Annotated in this window: 21 protein-coding genes; 7 read left to right on the top strand and 14 right to left on the bottom strand. The window is 63.7% G+C overall.

The genetic code is table 11. The features are described 5' to 3' along the window. Positions 1-732, top strand: coding sequence for a molecular chaperone TorD family protein (locus HZR20_RS10465; RefSeq protein ID WP_220132744.1), 732 nt, complete (start codon positions 1-3; stop codon positions 730-732). A 3-nt stretch (positions 733-735) separates the two neighbouring features. On the opposite strand, the gene HZR20_RS10460 is transcribed toward HZR20_RS10465, so the two are convergent. The 5 genes from HZR20_RS10460 to HZR20_RS10440 form a co-directional block, all read right to left on the bottom strand. Then, entirely contained in the window at positions 736-1,017 is a 282-nt protein-coding gene (locus HZR20_RS10460) for a hypothetical protein (protein ID WP_181686539.1), read from the bottom strand. Between the two features lie 534 nt (positions 1,018-1,551). Then, entirely contained in the window at positions 1,552-3,246 is a 1,695-nt protein-coding gene (locus tag HZR20_RS10455; RefSeq protein WP_181686538.1) for an L-lactate permease, read from the bottom strand. Between the two features lie 147 nt (positions 3,247-3,393). Then, positions 3,394-4,164 (bottom strand): PHP domain-containing protein, encoded by a 771-nt coding sequence (locus HZR20_RS10450; RefSeq protein ID WP_181686537.1) that lies wholly within the window; start codon positions 4,162-4,164, stop codon positions 3,394-3,396. A gap of 45 nt (positions 4,165-4,209) precedes the next feature. After that, positions 4,210-6,042 carry a ribosome biogenesis/translation initiation ATPase RLI gene (locus HZR20_RS10445; RefSeq protein ID WP_181686536.1) on the bottom strand — a complete coding sequence of 611 codons (1,833 nt, stop codon included), beginning with the start codon at positions 6,040-6,042 and terminating at the stop codon, positions 4,210-4,212. 19 nt (positions 6,043-6,061) lie between these two features. Then, the gene (locus tag HZR20_RS10440) at positions 6,062-6,361 is read right to left on the bottom strand and encodes an EMC6-like membrane protein (protein WP_181686535.1); all 300 of its coding nucleotides are present in this window, start codon (positions 6,359-6,361) and stop codon (positions 6,062-6,064) included. A 140-nt stretch (positions 6,362-6,501) separates the two neighbouring features. On the opposite strand from HZR20_RS10440, the gene HZR20_RS10435 reads away from it, so the two are divergent. After that, positions 6,502-6,771 carry an ArsR family transcriptional regulator gene (locus HZR20_RS10435; RefSeq protein WP_154551468.1) on the top strand — a complete coding sequence of 90 codons (270 nt, stop codon included), beginning with the start codon at positions 6,502-6,504 and terminating at the stop codon, positions 6,769-6,771. A gap of 72 nt (positions 6,772-6,843) precedes the next feature. On the opposite strand, the gene HZR20_RS10430 is transcribed toward HZR20_RS10435, so the two are convergent. The 4 genes from HZR20_RS10430 to HZR20_RS10415 form a co-directional block, all read right to left on the bottom strand. After that, on the bottom strand, positions 6,844-8,067 hold the full coding sequence (locus tag HZR20_RS10430) for a lactate racemase domain-containing protein (protein ID WP_181686534.1): 1,224 nt from the start codon (positions 8,065-8,067) through the stop codon (positions 6,844-6,846). A gap of 86 nt (positions 8,068-8,153) precedes the next feature. After that, positions 8,154-8,831, bottom strand: coding sequence for a sugar phosphate isomerase/epimerase family protein (locus HZR20_RS10425; RefSeq protein ID WP_181686533.1), 678 nt, complete (start codon positions 8,829-8,831; stop codon positions 8,154-8,156). 2 nt (positions 8,832-8,833) lie between these two features. Next, positions 8,834-11,542: an AAA domain-containing protein gene (locus HZR20_RS10420; protein ID WP_181686532.1), complete on the bottom strand. Its 2,709-nt coding sequence runs from the start codon at positions 11,540-11,542 to the stop codon at positions 8,834-8,836. A gap of 99 nt (positions 11,543-11,641) precedes the next feature. Continuing rightward, positions 11,642-12,115, bottom strand: a complete 474-nt coding sequence (locus HZR20_RS10415) for a redoxin domain-containing protein (RefSeq protein ID WP_181686531.1) — start codon at positions 12,113-12,115, stop codon at positions 11,642-11,644. Between the two features lie 151 nt (positions 12,116-12,266). On the opposite strand from HZR20_RS10415, the gene HZR20_RS10410 reads away from it, so the two are divergent. Further along, the gene (locus tag HZR20_RS10410; RefSeq protein ID WP_181686530.1) at positions 12,267-12,542 is read left to right on the top strand and encodes a hypothetical protein; all 276 of its coding nucleotides are present in this window, start codon (positions 12,267-12,269) and stop codon (positions 12,540-12,542) included. Positions 12,543-12,573: 31 nt separating this feature from the next. Here the strand turns inward: HZR20_RS10410 and HZR20_RS10405 are convergent, their stop codons facing one another. From HZR20_RS10405 to tenA, 3 genes are read right to left on the bottom strand one after another with little or no spacing between them, the layout of a single operon-like run. Beyond that, complete coding sequence (locus HZR20_RS10405) at positions 12,574-14,082, bottom strand: sodium:solute symporter family transporter (protein WP_181686529.1); 1,509 nt, start codon at positions 14,080-14,082, stop codon at positions 12,574-12,576. Then, positions 14,076-14,825 (bottom strand): TenA family protein, encoded by a 750-nt coding sequence (locus HZR20_RS10400; RefSeq protein WP_181686528.1) that lies wholly within the window; start codon positions 14,823-14,825, stop codon positions 14,076-14,078. Before HZR20_RS10400 ends, HZR20_RS10405 begins: the two co-directional genes overlap by 7 nt. Further along, positions 14,822-15,487 carry a thiaminase II gene (gene tenA, locus HZR20_RS10395; RefSeq protein ID WP_181686527.1) on the bottom strand — a complete coding sequence of 222 codons (666 nt, stop codon included), beginning with the start codon at positions 15,485-15,487 and terminating at the stop codon, positions 14,822-14,824. The genes HZR20_RS10400 and tenA overlap by 4 nt, the downstream gene beginning before the upstream one ends. A gap of 107 nt (positions 15,488-15,594) precedes the next feature. Here tenA and HZR20_RS10390 point away from each other — a divergent pair, with 107 nt between their 5' ends. Then, positions 15,595-16,140 carry a hypothetical protein gene (locus tag HZR20_RS10390; RefSeq protein WP_181686526.1) on the top strand — a complete coding sequence of 182 codons (546 nt, stop codon included), beginning with the start codon at positions 15,595-15,597 and terminating at the stop codon, positions 16,138-16,140. 28 nt (positions 16,141-16,168) lie between these two features. Here HZR20_RS10390 and HZR20_RS10385 read toward each other — a convergent pair whose 3' ends face one another. Together HZR20_RS10385 and HZR20_RS10380 are read right to left on the bottom strand one after the other, a co-directional pair. Next, positions 16,169-17,128, bottom strand: coding sequence for a zinc-dependent metalloprotease (locus tag HZR20_RS10385; RefSeq protein ID WP_181686525.1), 960 nt, complete (start codon positions 17,126-17,128; stop codon positions 16,169-16,171). 46 nt (positions 17,129-17,174) lie between these two features. Further along, positions 17,175-17,438, bottom strand: a complete 264-nt coding sequence (locus HZR20_RS10380; protein ID WP_181686524.1) for a hypothetical protein — start codon at positions 17,436-17,438, stop codon at positions 17,175-17,177. A 139-nt stretch (positions 17,439-17,577) separates the two neighbouring features. Between HZR20_RS10380 and HZR20_RS10375 the strand changes: the two genes are divergently transcribed. The 3 genes from HZR20_RS10375 (at position 17,578) to HZR20_RS10365 (ending at position 19,088) form a co-directional block, all read left to right on the top strand. Further along, positions 17,578-18,648 carry a M20/M25/M40 family metallo-hydrolase gene (locus HZR20_RS10375; RefSeq protein ID WP_181686523.1) on the top strand — a complete coding sequence of 357 codons (1,071 nt, stop codon included), beginning with the start codon at positions 17,578-17,580 and terminating at the stop codon, positions 18,646-18,648. An 84-nt stretch (positions 18,649-18,732) separates the two neighbouring features. Continuing rightward, positions 18,733-18,918: an LSM domain-containing protein gene (locus HZR20_RS10370; RefSeq protein ID WP_181686522.1), complete on the top strand. Its 186-nt coding sequence runs from the start codon at positions 18,733-18,735 to the stop codon at positions 18,916-18,918. Beyond that, entirely contained in the window at positions 18,915-19,088 is a 174-nt protein-coding gene (locus HZR20_RS10365) for a 50S ribosomal protein L37e (RefSeq protein WP_181686521.1), read from the top strand. The genes HZR20_RS10370 and HZR20_RS10365 overlap by 4 nt, the downstream gene beginning before the upstream one ends. Positions 19,089-19,091 lie beyond the last annotated feature (3 nt).

Here is a 19,091-nt window from a genome sequence, read left to right as displayed (position 1 = left end):
GTGACGGAAACTACCCCTCACGACACGGAGGCCTCAGAATTAGATCCGGACGAGCAGTCCGAAGCGGTCGCCGTGGCCCGTGCCAGGGCCGAGGTCTACGGGCTTCTGGCGGCGGTCTTCGACGGCGACGTGGAGACGCTCGCCGCCGCGATCGAGGACGGTGCGTTCGTCCGTCTTGCGGACGCCCTCGCGGCAAACGTCGAGACTGACGCACTCGATCGCACTGACCTCGACTGCGAGGGACTCCGGATCGGTTACGACAATCTCTTCGCTGTCCCGGGGCCACACTACGTCCCGCCGTTCGCGTCGGCCCACGCAGACGAGCCAAGCGAGTCCTTCGAGTCGGACTCGCCGTATCACGAGGAAGGCGAGGCCGGCGAGTTCCTCGGCGATCCCGCCGCCGCGGCGGCGAAAGCCCATGCAGCCACGGGATTCGAACCGGAGCGTGGCGACGGTGTCCCCGACCATCTCGCGGTCGCCTTCGAGTTCATGGGGGCGCTCTGTGATCGGGAAGCCGAACTGTTGGCTGGCGACCAAGACGGCGCAACTTCCGAAGAGCTATCGGCGATCCGTGCCAGCCAGCGTGAAGCCCTCGATCGACTCGACTGGCTCGAATCGTTTCAGGAGGCGGTCGCCCGAGAAGATGCTGTCGAGGGCTTGTTCGCCGAACTTGCCGTCTTCGCCCCCCAGTTCGTCGCCTGGGACCGCAACGACGGGCTGGTGACGAACTGACTCTTACTGCTCACAGTGGCAGCCGTCGGTTGCTCCAGTACTCCCACGCACCCGTCGCCCGGCGCTGACGCCCGCCGCGACGACCCCGACTGCCAGTGCTGTCACGACGACCTGGATGAACGTCCCACCGACGGCTGCCGTCGCACTGCCCGAGAGCGCACTCCCAGTGGCTGCCGCCGTCGCCGGAGCGAGGAAAATACAGCAGAGACTTGCGACCCCGCCGATCCCCAGGATCGACCACGTCGAAGCCGAGTCTGTCCCTTCGCTGGCGTTCAAGGGCGACATGCTGACAATCCGTAGCGTAAGTTCACTGATCTATAAGAGATATAGCGCGAGAACCACGGGCCACCGTGCCCGTGGGTGAAGCGCGTCGAAATCGGTAATAAACTGCGCTATAAATTAGCGGGTAACGACCAGAACACAACCTCAAAGTAGGGAATTGAAGACCTCAATTCCTTTGCTGGTCGTCGGCGCTGAAATGAAAATGCGACTCCTCTCAAACGGTCTCTTAGAACCGAGATGAGACGGGAGTTGTCGGGTCGTGGTGGAGCGACCGACCTCCACGGACACTCGCCGTTGGCGAGTGTTCGGGTGTTTACCCGCGCCGGGCACGAGCCGTCAGGCGAGTGCGGAGGGAATTAAAGTTCGGTGCTGGTGCAGTGCGGTCCGAAACCCGGACGCCCCGCGCCACCGAGCGCGGGGTACTTCACCTTGTCTCGTCGAACGGTATCGGCTTGCCCCGGACAAGACATACCGATGTCGAGCAGACGCCGACGGCATGTCCCGCCCGGACCGTACTCGAGCGGACTTCGATTCGTCTCAGAACACCCCTGGTGCAACCACGTACACCAGCAGCGTGCCGATCGAGCCGGCAAAGATCGCGAACAGGACCGTCGGGACGATCACTTTCCGGAGAATATCCCCCTCACGGCCGGCGATCCCGACGACGCCACAGATCGCCGCGATGTTCTGGACGGAAATCATGTTGCCGACCCCGCCGCCGACGTTCTGAATCGCCACGATCAGCCCTTTCGAGAGGCCAACGTTCTCTGCGGCATTGTACTGCAAGGCGTTGAACAGAATATCAGAGACTGTGTTCGAGCCGGTGACGAACGTCCCCAGGGCACCGATCCAGGGGACGACCATCGGGAGGGCACCGCCGGCCGCATTCGCCAACACTTCTGAGAGGACCTGCATCATGCCGGCGACGTTCTCTGGGTTTTCGGCCGATCGGCGCATGATCTGGGTGAGCGAGACGACGACAACCAGTGTGATCGCCGCCGGGGCAACCTGTCGAATCGACTCCCGCCAGGCCTCGACCGTCCCTTCGAAGTCCAACCGGTACAGCAAGCCGGTGCCGATTGCGATGGGGATAAATGGCATCGTTCCGGGTAGATAGAGGTACTGTAAGTCCCACCCGAGTTCCGTACCCAGCAGACCCGTGACCCCAATAGTGAACTCCTGAAGCTGGCTCTCGATGCCCAGGCCAGGCCAGCGAGTCACCAGCAGGAAACCGGCGACGAGGAGGTACGGTGTCCAGGCAAGCCAGACCGGCATTTCCTTGGTTGGCTCGTCGTCACTGATCGAATCGAGATCGAGGCCGCCAAGCCAGGTGTCAGACCACCGACCGCGGTCGGGAAACGACCACTTGTGCTCGGGAACGAGTACGTTCGCGTTCGCCATAACGATCCCGACGCCGATCACGACGAAGCCGGCCGCGATGTCCGGCAACGAGTAGCCGACGAACCACGCGACGGCCCACTGGACGAGGCCGGTGATCACTCCCAGCACAAGCGCGAACGGGAGGACCGGAAGCGTCGACCGGGCCGCCCCGCTCAACGACCGTTCGTCGTCGTCACCGAACCAGTAAATGAGCAGAAAGACGCCGAGCACACCCCAAAAGACGAAGGTTAGCCCGGTCATCACGCCCGTCCACTGACCGACGAGCATCTTGAACGCTTCTGTGCCCATGCCGTCGATCAACTCGGCACTCATTCCCTGATCGACGCCGCCGATGATCGGCGTCCCAGCGGCCCCAAACTGTGGATTGGGCGCGTTGAAGAACAGCCCGAATACCGCCGCGGCCAGGGGCGGGAATCCCAGCCCGATGAACAGCGGCGCAGCCAACGCTCCCGGCGTCCCGAACCCGGCAACGCCTTCGATGATGGTCTCGAATCCCAAGCCGATCAACAGCAACTGGACGCGACGGTCGCTCTCGATGCGCCGGAAGAACCACCGAATCGTGCTGATCGAGCCGCCGACTTCGAGATAGTTCATCAGCAAGATGGCCCCGAAGACGATCAGGATGATGTCGACCGCGCCAAGCACGCCTTTGAGCGCGGCCGCCGCGAACCATGCCCCTTCCATGCCCCACACACCCAGTCCGAGTGCCGCGGCGATGACCCAGCCGACAGTCATCGATCGTGCGGCCGACCAGCGCAGCCCGGCCAGCAGCACGAACGAAACGACAATCGGGAGGCTCGCCGCCAGCGCCAAGAGCCCGGTACTCGTCATGTATTCGACCGTGACAGGTCCCGCGACAATAGTCACACGGTTCCAGTCGCTATTTGCCACGATCGATCGTCATCGTCAGGCATCGAACCGCCAATTTCGGACCTGCCCCAACTCCCCGAATCTGGATCCCTCGTCCTGATGGGAAACTTACACGTCCAGCTCGACTATTGGCAGGTCCTCGTTCCTGACGACCGCTGCCAGTCGGTCCTGGCAGGCGAGTAACTCGTCGGGTTCATGCGCGTCCGAGCCAATCGTGAACGCGACACCCTCAGCGAGGAGCGTCTCCAGAAACTGCTCGCTTGGATGGAAATCACCATACTCCCGGGTGACGCGCCCGGCATTGATCTCGGGGACTGTCTGCGAGTCGGCTAGCGCGTCGGCGATCCGGTGATAGTGGCCCTCGTCTAACAGTCCCCGGAGCGCCGGATTACGTTCGACGATATCGATGTGGGCCGCGATGTCGACCAGTTCGGAATCGAGCAGCGCACAGACGCGCTCGACGTACGTCTCGACCGCGTGCTCCCGTTCGGCAGGCGAGAGCGCGGCGAAGTGCTCTCGATCGTGGACGTTCGCCCCGTCGATTTGGTGAACGCTGCCGATGGCGTAGTCGAACTCCGCGTCGGCGAGGAAGTCTTCGATGGCTCCCTCGTGATCGGGGTGGTAGTCCATCTCGACGCCGTCGTACAGCCGGAGGTCGGTTCGGTCGCGAGACCGCTCGATCGCCCGGCGCCGGCGCTCGTGCGTGAGATCCAGGTTGAACCCGAACGCATTCCGGTAGGCGCGAGCACCCTCGGTCCCGAAGACGTTGCAGTGGTCGGCGAACCCGAGCCCGTCCAGACCCGCCTCCTCAGCGGCGGCGACCATCCGGGGCAACAGCGACCCGTCGGAGTAGGTGGTGTGCACGTGATAGTCGTGCATCAGTAACTCGTTTGGTGAGGACAGACTTGCGGGTTTCGCTCCCGGTTACTCGGGGGCGTAGTAGTACTCGCCAGCCTGCTTTTGCTCGCGATCGAGCTGACTCTCCGGTTTGTTGATCCGTGGCCGGGAGGTGCGTTCGTCCCGACGGAACGTGATGTCCAGATTGCTCAGGAAGTCGTTCATGCCGTCGCGCATCGATTGGGGCGTGCTCGCGTGACCCGAAACAGCCGGTTCGCCGTCGAAGACCAGCAGGCGGTCGGCCAACAGGTCGATCATGTAGATGTCGTGGTCGATGACCATCGCCGTCGCGTCGTGGTTCTCGGCGTAGCGACGGATCGCACTGGTCGCAAGCACTCGCTGCTCGACGTCGAGGTGGGCGCTTGGCTCGTCCAGCAGGTAGAGGTCGGCGTCCCGCGAGAGGCACGCCGCGATCGCAACGCGCTGGCGCTCTCCACCCGAGAGGTCAGTGAGTTGCTGTTCCATGATCTCCTCGAGTTGGAGGGGCTGAGCGATCTCCGTGTTCCAGTACGAACTGCCGAAGTCATCGGCGATCGAGCCCAAAAAGGCGTCGACGCGCATCGGCTGGTCAACCTCGACGTACTGAGGCTTGTAAGAAATATCGAGACTCGCGTCGATATCGCCCGCGTCAGCGTCGAGGCGGCCGGCCAGCAACTTCGCGAAGGTAGACTTCCCGATCCCGTTCGGCCCGACGACACCCAGCACCTCACTCTCGCGGATCTGACCCGATTCGACGGCCAGGGAGAACTCGTCCTCGCCATAACTCTTCTCTAAGGCCGGATACTCGATGACCGTGTCGCCGGTGCTGATCGAGCGCGGGGCATGTTCCTCGAACTCGATGGCCTCCTCGCGGATGCGCATGTTCTCGTTTTCCAGATAGCCTGCGAGATACTCGTTGATCCCGCTTTTAACCGACTTGGGATCAGTGATCACACCGAAGGCACCCGGCCGCCCGTAGCCGACGTGGATGGCGTCAGCAAGAAGGTCCAGAATAGCGAGGTCGTGTTCGACCACCAGCACTGACCGGTTCTGTTCCTCGGCGAGTTCCTGGATCAATCGGGCGGCGGTCATCCGCTGGCCGATGTCCAGATACGGTGAGACTTCGTCTAAGAAGTAGAAGTCGGCATCCCGGGCAACAGCCGCCACGAGGGCGACACGCTGGAGTTCCCCGCCCGAGAGCGTGTCAATGTCCTGATCGACGACAGGACCGATTCCGACGCGCTCGATCAGGTCGTCAAGCACACCGCGTTCGTCAGTCCGTTCGAGCAACTGTCGGGTCGTCCCGTCGAACTGGTCGGGGATCTGGTCGACGTACTGTGGTTTCCGGGCGACCGTGACGTCACCACCCAACAGGGATTCGAGGTAATCCTGCAGGGCCGTCCCACGGTAGGCGTCAAGCACTGCCTCCCACTCCGGGGACTCCTGGAATTGGCCGAGATTCGGCGTCAGTTCGTCGGCAAGCATGCGTACCGCGGTCGTTTTCCCGATCCCATTCGGCCCGAGAATTCCCGTCACGCGCCCTTCTTCGGGGGCCGGAAGGCCATAGAGCGCAAAGGCGTTCTCCCCGTAGCGGTGGACTGGATCATCATCAAGTTCCTGTGGCAGGTTGATGATCTCGATAGCGTCGAAGGGGCACTTCTCGACGCAGATCCCACAGGATTCGCCGAGACAGATCTCTTCGCTTATCCAGACTTGGTCGGCCCCCCCGCCGTGGGGTTCGCCCTCTTCAAATCGTTCTTCACGCGTGGTGATGCACTCTTTGCCCGTCCGATTTGGCGGACAGAAGTTGGCACACTCGTAGTTACAGCGGTCGGGTTGGCACCGATCGAGATCGACAACGGCGATAGAATCATCAGCCATGTATCAAATCCTCTAGAAATCACGCGGATGCAGTCGTCAATAGGATCGACCAGGTCACGAACCACATCGAGAACGTCATGAAGGCGATGTAGAGATAATCTTTCGTCGAGAAGTCTCCGATGTCGACCCCGGCAACTTGCAAGACCGGTAGCTGGACGATAATCGCGCCAGCGAGCAGTCCAAGTGCCGTATTGTCTGTTGCGGCAAGCCCCATCACCTCCGACCCCAGCCCGGACAGCACTCCCATCACGGCGGTCAGGGCCGTCACAGTCACACTCTTTACGTGACCGGTCAGTTGTCGCGTCTGTTCGGTAGCCATACCCCAAGGTGGGCCACCCGGGCTAAAAAGGCGTTCGTTCCCCGGTCCGGGCCTGAGGTCCCGATCCTGACTGATCATTCCGATGGACTATCGATCGAACTCCTCAATCTTTATACGGCCGGCGTCCCGAATAGATTTCAATGGCAGAATCCGACGGAGAGGGGATCGAAGACCTCCCGCCGAGCGCAAAACTCGTCTACAAGGTCCTCGAATACAAAGGGCCACTAACCCAGAAGGGTATCGTCGAGGAGTCGATGCTCTCGGCCCGTACAGTCCGCTACGCCCTCGAACGACTCGAAGAGGTCGATGTCGTTTCCGAAGACGTCTACTTCGCGGACGCTCGACAGAACCTCTACGAACTCACGACCGAGGACGGTACCGAACAACAGGACCAGGCCGTCTCAGACTGACTGTCGAGTCTTTTCTTCTCGGCGACCGACATCGTTTGTTGTCCGGAGACAGCCCATAGCTCGAACCGGCAGTTACACTAGCAAGGTTTTGGGCGCTTTCGGCACGACCAGCACCTCACTCCCGGGTTCGATCGCTTCCTCGACCGTCCCCTCGGCGTGCATCAGGCACTCCTCGACGAGTTCAGGGTCCTCGCTGTTCGTGATGTAGGCGTCGGCGTGCCGGAGTGACCGCACCGTCACGAACCCGCGCTGGGCACCAGGCTCGTAGCCCTGCAGCATCGCCTGGTAGCACGATTCGGCGTCCTCGGCCCCTGAGAGCCATTCGTAGAAGCGTTCTTCGCCACGACCCGCACCGTAGCCCTCGTCGAGCACCGCGGGCACGACGACGCGACCCCCCTCTTTGACAGGGGCACCATCCGAGAGGACGACGTACGTGATGCCGCGCGTCGTCTGGTAGAGTTGGGCGTCCTTTGGCGCACCGACACCCGAGATGACGGCGTCGTATTTCCCGTCAACCTCGAAAGCCAGTGCTTCACGGGCCGTCTCGGCCAGGTCGCGGACGACCGCACCCGAGTCACCCGCTGCAGCGTCCAGAAAGCCATTGGGGCCGGGCGTAACATTCAGACAAAAATCGAGCCCGAGCATTTCGCCCGCCTCCTCGACGGCCTCCCGGAAGGGGTTGCCGTCGATCTTGCCCAACTTGACCGATTCCTGGCTGAGCATCTCCGGGCCGTGGGTGTACTTGATGAACGATTCGCCGCCGGCACCGATGACGACCGTCTTTGCGCCCCCCGAGAAGCCCGCGTACTGGTGGGGTTCGCTCTGGCCCGTCGTGAGGACGAGGTCGGCCTCGGCGACTGGCCGATAGATCTCGATCGGCACGTCGTTTACCTCGCCGACAGTCACGGTGTCGTCCGGGTCGTGATTCTCCGCGAGGGCGGCGTATTCGCCGAGTTCGGCTTCGATTTCGTCATCGTCCATTGGTCGATGGAGGCCCAGGCCGAGCACGATCCGCACTTGCTCGCGGTCGATACCGGCCGCTTCGAGTTCTTCGAAGAGGACGTCGACCATGACGCCGTCCGGTGCGTCGCGGGTCACGTCCGTGACGACGATCGCCACCTCGTCGTCGGCGTTCGCGCGTTCGGCGAGTGGTGGCCCGTGTGGATCGCCGACAGCGGCCTGGGCTGCCTCGCGGACGTCGACTGGTTCGCCGCCAGGTAGCTCAGCGATCGTCACGTCACACTCAGGAAGGTCAACGTCCACATAGCCGTCCCCACGTGGAACTTTGAATGCCATGTCGACGGACAGGGGGGCGAACCACAAAGGAATTGCCCACTCCCATGACAGTCTGAATCGGCCCTGTGAACGCGGGAGCGGACCTGTTAGTCCTGCCAGTGACGCCCGAAGACACGCATTGCGGCCGCCTGCTCATCTGGCATCACTTCGAGCACGATCGGCCCCTCGAAGGCTGATCTTCGAATCGTTTGGATCGTCTCGCCCAGATCGATCTCACTGTCGCCAAAGGGGGGTCCATCGTGGCGTCGCGTGTCGTCAGTCAGGTGAATCAGGCCGATCTGCTCGGGATAGGTCGAGAGAAGTCGATCGAGCGCACGCTGAAACTCGCGTTCGGCTGTATAGAGGTGGGCCGTATCGAGTACCAGTTCGCTGCCGCGCCCGAGAATCATCTCTTCGAGGTGCAGGGTGCTCGCGCCGGTGTTGTTCTCGTGACCGTGTGGGGCCTCGAAGCCGATCCCCTCGACCGCCGGCCCAAACACCTGCAAGACGCGCTTCCAATGCAACACGAGGGAAGCATCGAGTTCGACCGCGAGGCGATCGGTCAACTGGTAATAGTCCGTTTCGTCGAGTTGGACGTGCGGTGTGTGGACCGAAGCGGCACTGACCGGGGATTCCCGCACGGCCGCCACCGTCTCCTCGAAGGCATCGAGATGAGCGCGTTCGAGATACAGCTCGACGGCGCCAAAGCCGCGGTCGATCGCGGCTGACAGCGCAGCCGGTTCGGGCGCACACTTGCCGACGGAACGTCGGGTGCCAAAACCCAACCTCACTCGCTGCGAGCCCACTCGACCATCCGACCGTACCGTTTGTCCGTCGAGAGTGCGTCAGCGTCACCGACGAGCACCAGCGCCCGCTTGGCCCGGGTCAGGGCGACGTTGATCCGCCGATAGTCCTCGAAGATGGGTCCATCGAGACTCCCCGTCGCGACGAACGAGACGACGATCACCTCCTTACTGGAACCCTGGAAGCGATCGACGGTATCGACAGTGGCCCCCTCGGGTACGCGCTGCCCGATCTCGGCCACCTGCGCGCGGTAGGGCGCGATGACGCCCACGTCCGTCGGATCGAGCCCGGCCGCCAGATACGAGTCGACCGTTTCGGCGACGGTTTGGGCTTCCGTGGGGTTGGTATTCCCATCAGCGCGGCCGTCCGGGTCGATGAATGCCACTCGGTCCTGAAGTTGGGCGGGCAGCGCGGACGGATCGACACCATCGAGATCGGCGAGGGACTGCCCCGCAATCTCTCCGCTGGCCGGGCGGAGTTGACCATCGTAGAACTCCCGCGAGGAGTAGGCCTGGATGCGCTGGGCCATCCGGTACTGGCGATCGAGAAGGACGCCGGCCTCGGGATGGGTGTCGATCAGGCGCTCGAACAGCGATCGCGAGAGGTCGGCGGCGTCTTCGGCGACGTCACCCTCGCTACGCACGACTGGCGGCAGTTGCTGGTGGTCGCCGACGAGGACGAACCGGTCGGCGCGGGCGACGGCCGCAAGCGCCCCGGGTTCGGTCAACTGGCCCGCCTCGTCGATGACGGCCACGTCGAACTCCTGCTCGCGCATGATTCGGGAGCCACAGGTCGCCGTCGTGGCGGCGACGACGGGCGCGTCCGTCAGTGTGGCTGCCCGCTCGTCCGGATCACCGGCCGGATCGAGCCTGACGTGAGCGAGGTCCTCGCGCACGCCAGTTTCGGTCCCCATCCGCACCACGTCCGAGACGCCCTGATCGAGCAGCGCCTCGACGGCGTTATCGACGGCCCGATTCGTAAACGCTGAGAGGAGGACTCGCTCGCCACGGTCGAGAAGCGCGTCGACGAGCGTCGCGAGCGTGTACGTCTTGCCGGTCCCCGGCGGGCCGTGGATTAGCGCGAAGTCCTCGGCACCGATTGCGCGGCGGACCGCCCGGTCCTGGGCCGGATTGTTCTCGACGAAGGTCTCGTCGACATCGCGGAACGCGGGTTCTTCCCGGCCGAACAGGACCGCCTTCTCCGCATCGGACTGTCGGAGGAGTGCGTCGTGGACGGCCGTCAGCATCCGGTCGGTCGACAATTCGGACGGATAGACGTCGAGGCGGCGAAGTTCGACCGGTTCGTCGGCGGTGACGACGATTTCCTCTGTTAACCGCTGCACTCGCGCAAGTTCCGCGTCCCCACGGATCGGATCGCCGTCGTTGGCAAGCACGACATCGCCCTCCCGGATCTTCGAGGTCGCACCTGTGGCTTTCGCGCGTAACTCCCAGCGACCGCCGTCAAGTTCCCGCCGGCCGGTGGGTTCGAGGTCGATCAGCGCGCGGTCGGCCTCGGCTCGTTCATCGGCGTCCTGCCGCCAGAGTTTGGCGTACTCTCGGTGGGCAGCGCGGCGTTCGGCCTCGATCGCCCGGTACTGCCGCCGGAAGTACGCACGTTCAGCCTCAGGGATTGCATTGCCGATCTGGCCGGCCTTCGACTCCTGATCGAGGCGTCCCGAGACAGCCATGCAAGTGTCTTGTTCGAAGCAGTACTCGCACTTGGCATCGGCCTCGTAGCCAGTCGGCACGTCCATTCCGTGTTCCATCGCGGCGATGTCGTTACGCGTCCTGAGAACAAACTCCAGCAGGCCCGACCCGATCGAAAACTCCTTGGCCGGCGAGAGATCCCCGCCCTCCTCGTTGCGGTCGACGGCCGCGTTCTTCGTATAAAGAAGCGTGCCCGTGTTGGGTGGCTCATCGCCGTGTTCACCGAGGATCAGCGCGTAGGCGGCTGCCTGGATCTTGTCCTGGAAGCGGGGTTCGCGGTTGGTGTTTTTGCCCGTCTTGAGTTCGACGGGCATCCCCCGCCGCACGGCGTCAGCCCGCCCTTTCACCCCGTAGCGCTCGCTGATGAGCGTCTGTTCGGACCGCCACTCGCCCGCCTCGGGGCCGAACGTCGTCTGGCCGCCGTCAGCAAGATGGCCCTGCTGGAGCCAGCCCTCGATCGCGCTGGCGTGATCGAGCGCGTCCTCGCAGACGGTTTCCGCATCCCGACCCAGCAAGCCGAGTTCGAGTCCGACTTCCTCGACCCGCTCGGCAACGGCGGTCTCGACGTCACGACCGCGCAGGAGATCCCCGAAGACCTCGTGGACGATCGTCCCCTTGACGACCGGGAATGCCAGGGGCGTCCCCGAGAGTTTGTTCAGGTAGTACATGCGAGGACACTGGACCCACGAGCGGACGTCGGTCACGTCGACGATGAACTCCGGGTCGACGACGACCATCGTGTCCTCGCCGGTCTGGTAGGTCGTCTCGCCGCGGTACTCCCGCTCCTCGGCGTCGTAGACGGCCAGTTCCATGCCGGGTTCGAGGACGTCAGCCGTTTCAGTCCACTTCCCCCACAGCGTGACCGTGACAGCCTCAGCGCGGCCATCGTCCGGGCGAACCTCGACCTCACAGAGTTCGCGCTCACCGTACTGTGTACTGACGGTCTTGGTCTCGCTCACCTCGACGACGGGGCCGCGTAGATGCACAACGGGAGCAAGCGGGCAGCGGGAAAAACGCTGTCGATGGCCCGGGTCGTCCCGCGGGTGCGTTGCAGCGACTTGTCGGTATTGCCGCACGCCCGTCGCTTAGACCGCCTCGACGGCCTCGATCAGTTCCGCGTAATCGGGTTCGTTGGTCGGGTCCTCGGCCTCCCAGGCGTAGGTCACCGTGCCCGCCCCGTCGAGGACGTACACCGCGCGGTTTGCGATGCCGTACAGGCCGAGGTCGGCGATGTCGATCGAGAGGCCGTAGGAGTCGATGACGTCGCCACCCATGTCGCTGACGAGGTCGAACCCGAGGTCGTACTCCTCGGCGAACGCGCCAAGCGAGAACGACGAGTCGGCGCTGACGCCCAGCAGCGTCGCACCGGCGGCCTCGAAGTCCGCGAGGTGCTCTTGCAGTGCAACCATCTCGTTCGAGCACGGGGGCGTAAATGCACCCGGGAAGAACGCGAGGACGACGGGACCGTCCCCAAGGTGGTCTTCGAGGTCGAACGTCTCGTGATCGCTTCCCTTGTACGTTGCCGTGAACGTCGGTGCTGTGTCGCCTTCTGAAACCATATCACTGGACGATATGATCCCGTCACTCAAAAGCCCGGCTATCGTGACAATCTAACCGAACTGTCCCGATTGACGCCACGCACTCATGCTGGACGGTCCACGCATTCGCAACGACCGAAACGTTCAGGCTGTCGGGTTCCGTCACTGAGGTATGTCACCGACAGTAGACGAGCTCCGCAACGAGATCCGCCAATCGACCGGTCGGTTCGAACGCGAGATTTCGACCGGATTTACCAAGGAAGACCTTGCCGCGATTTCGGGGGCTGTCGGCCACGACGTCGGGGACGGGAGCTTGCCGGGGAAAGCCACGATGCGCGAGGCGATCGAGCAAGGCATCGATACGCTCGACGACAACCGTGACGCGGAGAGCCCATTCAGAAAAGCGGAACTGGAGACGATCGCCGCCGTTGTTTCCACAGACAGCTGAGTCGTTGCAGAGTACGCGTCAGAGTACCACGTTAGTCAGCCGTCTCCTCGTCGAGTCGACGGACGGTTTTCCCGAGTCCGTCGTGATCGAACGTGGGACTGGAGAGCCGAGCGGCGATCACTGTCAGGGCGGTCGAAAGCAGGAATGCCCCGGCGAAGGACGTCAGATAGAGCGGATCAGCCGCCGGTAGGGCGTCGCCGACAAGCGGGATCGCGGTGATGTAGCCGCGCAAGTCTGGGAAGTACGCCAGCCCGAAGGCCAGGCCCGCGAGACTACTGATCAATGCGCCAGGCCCCGTGAGCCGCCGAGAGTACAGCCCATAAATGAGTGGGAACGCGACGGCCGCACCCAGCAGATCGGCGAGGAAAAACAGCCGGAGGACGCTCCGGGCGCGGAGACTCACGTAGATCGCCGCCAGCGCGACGGCAACGGTGAACGCCCGGGCACCGAGAGTAAGCGTCCGGTCGGTCGGATCGTCGAGTAGTCGCGGGAGGTCGGCGGTCACGAGACTCGACAGCGCGTTGAACAGCGTGTCGACGGAACTCATCACGAGCAACAGCGCCAGCAGGACCACGATCAAGACGAGCCACTCGGGGAAGGCTTCGCCAAGGAGAAGGAAGAACGAGACGTCAGCGTTGTAGCCAGCACCGGCAGTCACGACGTTTGCGTGGCCGGCGGCGACCACTCCGAACAGGGCGGCCACCAGGATAATCGCGCCGTTCGCGAGCGAGGCTGAACGGAACCCACGTCGCACTGTCTCGCTATCCGCCCCCGCGTAGATGCGCTGCCACCATGTCTGGTTGATGAGTTCCGCGCCGAGAATGGCAAACGAGAGTCCGAGTCCGAACTGCAGTCCCGGCCAGTAGCCCGGATCGAGCAACGCGGGATTTGTCGACATGATCCCGTCGTAGACCGCGCTGGGACCGCCAAGCGAGAGGATCGCGCCGATGGCCGCGAGCACGAGCAACGGTAGGACGACAACCGCCTGGATCGTGTCGGTGAAGATGCTCGCCCGGAGCCCGCCGTAGCCCGTGTAAACGAGTACGAACCCACCGACGAGGACGGCCGTCTGCCACTGGGGCACCTCAGCGATCAGCGCGAGGGCCCGGGAGATACCCGTCAACTCGGCGGCGAGGAAGACGAACATGTACAGCGCACTCACCACGAGCACGAAGGCGTACATCGCCGCGCCGTACCGGGCGTGGGCGTACTCGGTCAGGGAGTGTCCGTCCGGGACCACTTCGCGGAGCCGGGGACCGATCTTCGCGTAGGCGAGCATTGGCAGGGCTTCACCGATCGCATAGCCAACGACCGCCGCGATCCCGAAACTCGCGCCGGCCTCGGGAGCCGACAGCAGGATCCAGACGCCCATCACCGAGGCGACCAACGTGGCCGTCATCCGGCCCTCGCCGACGGAATCCCTGGCCGTGATTAGATCCTCGACGGACCCGACGCGTCCCCGGGAGTGCCACAGGCCGAGCCCGGAGAAGACCACGAGGGTCAGGACCGTCAGGCCGAGCGCGAGCCCAGTGCTCACCACGAGTGGTCACCTCCCGACGGGGCCTCGTCAGTCCCATATGCCATCTCGAAAAACGCGCCCTCAAGTTTGACCGTGCGGGCAAAGAGCCGCTGGAGGCGCTCGCGGCGGCGAGGCGACGCTTTTGCCCCCTCCCGGTCCAGTTCCTCGCGAAGCCAGCCGACGAACGACCGGAAGTTCTCGTTTGCGTGAAGGTCGATCCACTCCCGAAGATAGAACGCGCCGGGTTCGGCATCGCTACTCGCCGTGGCCCAGGAGCGGTAGATCCACTCCGCGGGGACCAGTACAGCCAAGGTCTCCGCGTAGCCACCCTCCGCCCGGGCGCGACCGAGCAGATCTTCGAAGGCCCGTGTGGTCAGGGTCAGTTCCGGATCAGTGTAGGTCTCGGGCGGGATGGAAAGCGCCTCGAAGGACCGCTCGAAGTAATCGTTTTCGTCGTCGGTCAACGTCCCCAGAAAGGCCACGAGTCGTGAGCGAGCCGCCATGCCGGGTGCCTCGCCGACCGCGTGGCCGAACGTCCCCACGAGTTCGTCAAGGAATGCGTAGTCCTGTTGAAGATAGCGACCGAAGACTGCCTCATCCAGTTCGCCGCTCGCCAGTTCGGCGACAAAGCGGTGCTCGACGGCCGCCGACCAGTCAGGTTCGGCCCTGGCGCGCAGCCAGTCGGTGAACCGGGCGTCCGAGCGGTCTTTCGCGTACGCCTCATAGGTGGCCGGCACGTCGCTACCGGTGGTGCCAGCGGTCATATCTCCCACCCCTCCTGTCGCCAGGCAGCGTCCCAGAAGCGGTATTCGTAGCGGGCGGAGGTCTCGAACAGTTCGCGGTACCGTTCGCGGTCTTCAGCCGTCGATTCGGCAGCAATCTCGTCCATGAGATCGAGACACCACTCCGCGAGTTCCGTGAACTCCTCACCGGCGTAGGTGTCGATCCAGGCCGCGTAGCGTTCCTCGGCGGGGCGGCCCTGGGCATCGAGGCGTTTGGCCGTCTCGTTGAACCCCCACATACAGGGCAACAGCGCGGCGACGGTGTCGCCGAACGACCCGATCGAGGCCGTTCGCACGAGGAAGTCAGTGTACCCGCGCGTCGTAGGCGAGGGCTCGGTGGCTTCGAGTTCGGCCTCGCTGATACCGAACTCGGCGGCGTACTCCCGGTGGAGATCCATCTCGGTATTGATCGTCGCATCCAGTAACTCGGCGAACCGGCCCATCCGAGCCAACGATGGGGCCTTGGCGGCCCCCAACGCGAACACGCGACCGTACTCGATCAGGTAGACGTAGTCCTGGCGCACCCAGTGTTTGAACGGTTCCTCGTCGAGCGTCCCCTCGCCCAATTGGGCGACCATCGGATGCTCGACGATCGCCGTCCAGTGGTCGTCGGCGAGCGGTTCCAAATCGTCGGTGAAGGACATAGCTGACTGCTGGGACTGAAACGCCTTATAATTGGCTAATACTACATTGTTATATCTGGCTTCGATCGACCGTCACGTTCATTCTAACCGATCGACTACGTTCGCCCATGCGCGTTCGCGACTGGCAGGACATCCTCGAGGACGTCGTGGAGAACGACACCGACCCAGACGGGTGGCGCGCCGTCGGAGGCGACCGCGCCAACGGCATCGGCGAGGACCTCTATCTCGGGCACCCCTCGGTCGGGGTCTACCAGCTCAAAACGTACGCGAAAAACCCCTTCGAGGTCCAGGGTGTCGGCGCGGAAGTTGCCCGCAAACTCGACGACGAGATCGAGCCGCTCTTTCCCGAAGACGGCTCGGGACTGTTCGGCGTTCAGCCACCGGTCGAAGACGAGAGCGAGGCCAAACAGACGGCCAACCGTCTGGAAGAAGTCCTCAAGACCCACGCCGAAGCACCGACGACGCCTGACGCGCTGTTCGAGGACATGATGGACGCCATGGACAGTCCAGCCTACGGCCCGATGGAGTTCGAACCCAGGGACCGACCCGACGCGATGGGCGACCTGACGGACACCTTCGAGGAGGCAGAACAATTGCTCGACGCCGAACTCGAGGACCTCATCGACGAGAGCGTCGATCGCGGCGTTTACTGACGAGATTGCGTGACTTCGGACACCGCTATTAGGACGGCTCGACCCGGGCCAGCCACCGCTGTGGGTGATCGAGTTCGGCATCCGTCGGCAGGTTTTCCTGGCGATCCCAGACGGCACTCGCGCCGGCCAGGCCACGCTCGTCGGCGACGACGTCGAAGAACTCCTTTCCACGCTCGTACTGGCGGCGCTTCATCCCGAGGCCGAAGACGTACCTGAGCAGGCGCTTCACCGGCCCGCCGCCCCCTCGACGCTCGTCGAGTTTCGCGCGTAGCTCGGCAGACGGTTCGTCGAAGGCCCGATCCATCACCAGTTCGGCGTAGCCCTCTACGGCGGTCATCGCGGTGTTGAGATCCGTGTACGCCTCTCGATCGACACTGCCCTCGGTGAGTTCCTCGATCGCACTCGTGATCCGCGTTTCCAGATACGTCGAGAGCCACGGTGCCGCGCCGAACTCGGCCGCGTGGGCAACCTCGTGAAAGGCGATCCAGCGGCGGAAACGGTCCAGTGGCACGTCGAGATCAGCGGCCGTCCGCGTAACGTTCGGGTGGACGAAGTACAGCGCGTGCTCGTCAGCGTCGGGACCGGCGAGCAGTAGCGGGTCGTACTGTCCAATGACGTTCCGGGCGAGAAAACCCAGGAGAACCGACATGGTCCCGGTATTGACGACGGTTGCCGCTCGCGGGGTGGCAGCCGTTCGCTCGGCTAATGGGGTGGTGATCAGCCGGAACGTGTCGGCGTTGGCGTCGATCCAGTGGTGGCGGTTGAAAATCTGGACTGTCTCTGGAAGCGTGACGTCGCGGTCGATCGCTGCGGCGATCGCGTCACGGGCATCGCCGACGTCCTCGGCGTAGGCCTCTCGCTCGGCCGACGAAAGGGACAAGTCTCCAGAATCGGTCCCGTTCGTAGCGGCCTCGACGACGGCACTCCAGTCGACGACGCCGTCGCCGTCGGCCGATGCAACGGCTTGCAAGCTCCGATAGGCGTCCATACCAGTGGCTGGTACTCCGTGCGGTTAGACGTTCGCTTTCGAGTGGTCACTCGACGAGTTCGTCTGCTTCGTCGAGGACGTCGTCGGTCTCCAGCGGGCTGGCGTCGTCACCAAGCAATTGCCGGACGATTGCAATCGCCGCGACGGCGAGAAGTATCCCACCTGCGATTTTCAAGATGCTGGGGCCGCCATCATCTTCGTCACCGACCGATTGGTCAGTCGTGTCGTCGCTTCTCGTGCCGCCGAGACCGTCCATACCGGGGATCGCCCCCTCCTCGAAGTGGAGTTCGATGAATGTGAACTGTGCCATGATTGAAAGGATGAGCAGCGACCGTATAGAAGTTCCGCCTGTAGTAGCGTGTCGTTCATGCGATGCTCGAAAGCGGCTCTGAAAGTGCACCTGACAAGTGAGTCGTGGTCTTCAAGCCGGTGCCGTGCCCAGGAGCTGTATGGACAAGCCACAGCGAGAGTTCCTCGAATCGTTGCTCGAAACGTCGAGTCCGTCGGGATTCGAACAGCCTGGCCAGCGGGTCTGGGTAGAGTACGTCTCCGCGTTCGCCGACGAGGTCCGCACCGACGAGTACGGGAACGCCGTCGCCGTCCACGAGGGTGATGGTGACGCCGAGATCGCGATCGCCGGGCACGGCGACGAGATCGGATTTATGGTCCGGGAGATCACCGACGACGGTCTCCTTCGGCTCGCGCGGATTGGGGGCTCCGACCGGACAGTCACACGCGGCCAGCACGTCACCGTCCACGCTGACAACGGGCCGGTCGAGGGTGTCGTCGGACAGGTAGCGATCCACTTGCGGGACGGTGAGGACGAAGTCGACGACGTGCCGGAACAGTACGTTGACATCGGCGTCGAGAGCGAGGAAGGCGCGCAAGAACTGGTCGAGATCGGCGATCCGATCACGTTTTCCTCGGGCCTGCAATCGCTGGCTGGCACGCGGTTGGCGGCCCGCGGCATGGACAACCGGGTCGGGATATGGACGGCCGCCGAAGCGTTGCGCCGGGCGAGCGAAGCCGACGCGGACGCGACCGTCTACGCCGTCAGCACCGTCCAGGAAGAACTCGGCCTCCGCGGGGCGCGGATGGTCGGGTTCGATCTGGATCCCGACGCGATCATCGCGGTGGACGTCACGCACGCCACCGACACGCCGGACGTGCCCGGCAAGCGATCGACTGGTGTCGAATTAGGTGCTGGGCCAGTCGTCGCTCGCGGGAGCGCCAACCACCCGCAACTGGTCGCGGCAGTCCGGGATGTCGCCGACGCCGAGGATGTCGACGTCCAGCTGGAAGCGACGGGCATCCGGACGGGAACCGACGCCGACGCCTTTTACACCCAGCGTGGCGGTATCCCGTCGCTGAACGTCGGACTCCCCAATCGCTACATGCACACGCCGGTCGAAGTGATCGACACCGACGATCTGGACGCGGCGGCCGCGGCCCTCGGTGCATTCGCGATCAAAGCGGACGAATACATGCCCTTCGCCGTCGATCTCGACGCCGAAACGTAGCGTCGGCGGGACAGTGTCGGTGGCGGACGGTCGAAAGATCAACGGTCCGTCAGGTTTATCCCGCCGTCGCTCCCTGCCTGCGGTATGAGTGATCGACCGCTGGACATCCTCGAGGCAGCACTCGATAGCGAAGTGACCGTCGCGCTCAAGGACGGCACCGAACGTGTCGGTGACCTCGCGGGCTACGACCAGCACATGAATCTCGTCTTGCAAGCGGGCGAAGACACAACGATTATACGCGGCGACAACGTCGTCACGATACAACCATGACCGGGAAAGGAACCCCCAGCCAAGGGAAGAAGAACAAGACGACTCACGTGAATTGTCGACGGTGCGGCGAGAAGTCCTACCACGTCAGGAAAGGCGTCTGTGCCTCGTGTGGCTTTGGCAAGTCGGCCAAGCGACGCGACTACGCCTGGCAACAGAAGGCCGGCGAGTAGGCG

The organism is Halorhabdus salina (genome assembly GCF_013839425.1).
Classification (GTDB): domain Archaea; phylum Halobacteriota; class Halobacteria; order Halobacteriales; family Haloarculaceae; genus Halorhabdus; species Halorhabdus salina.
Note: the sequence above shows the minus strand (reverse complement) of the source record. Positions and strands in the feature narration are given on the sequence as shown.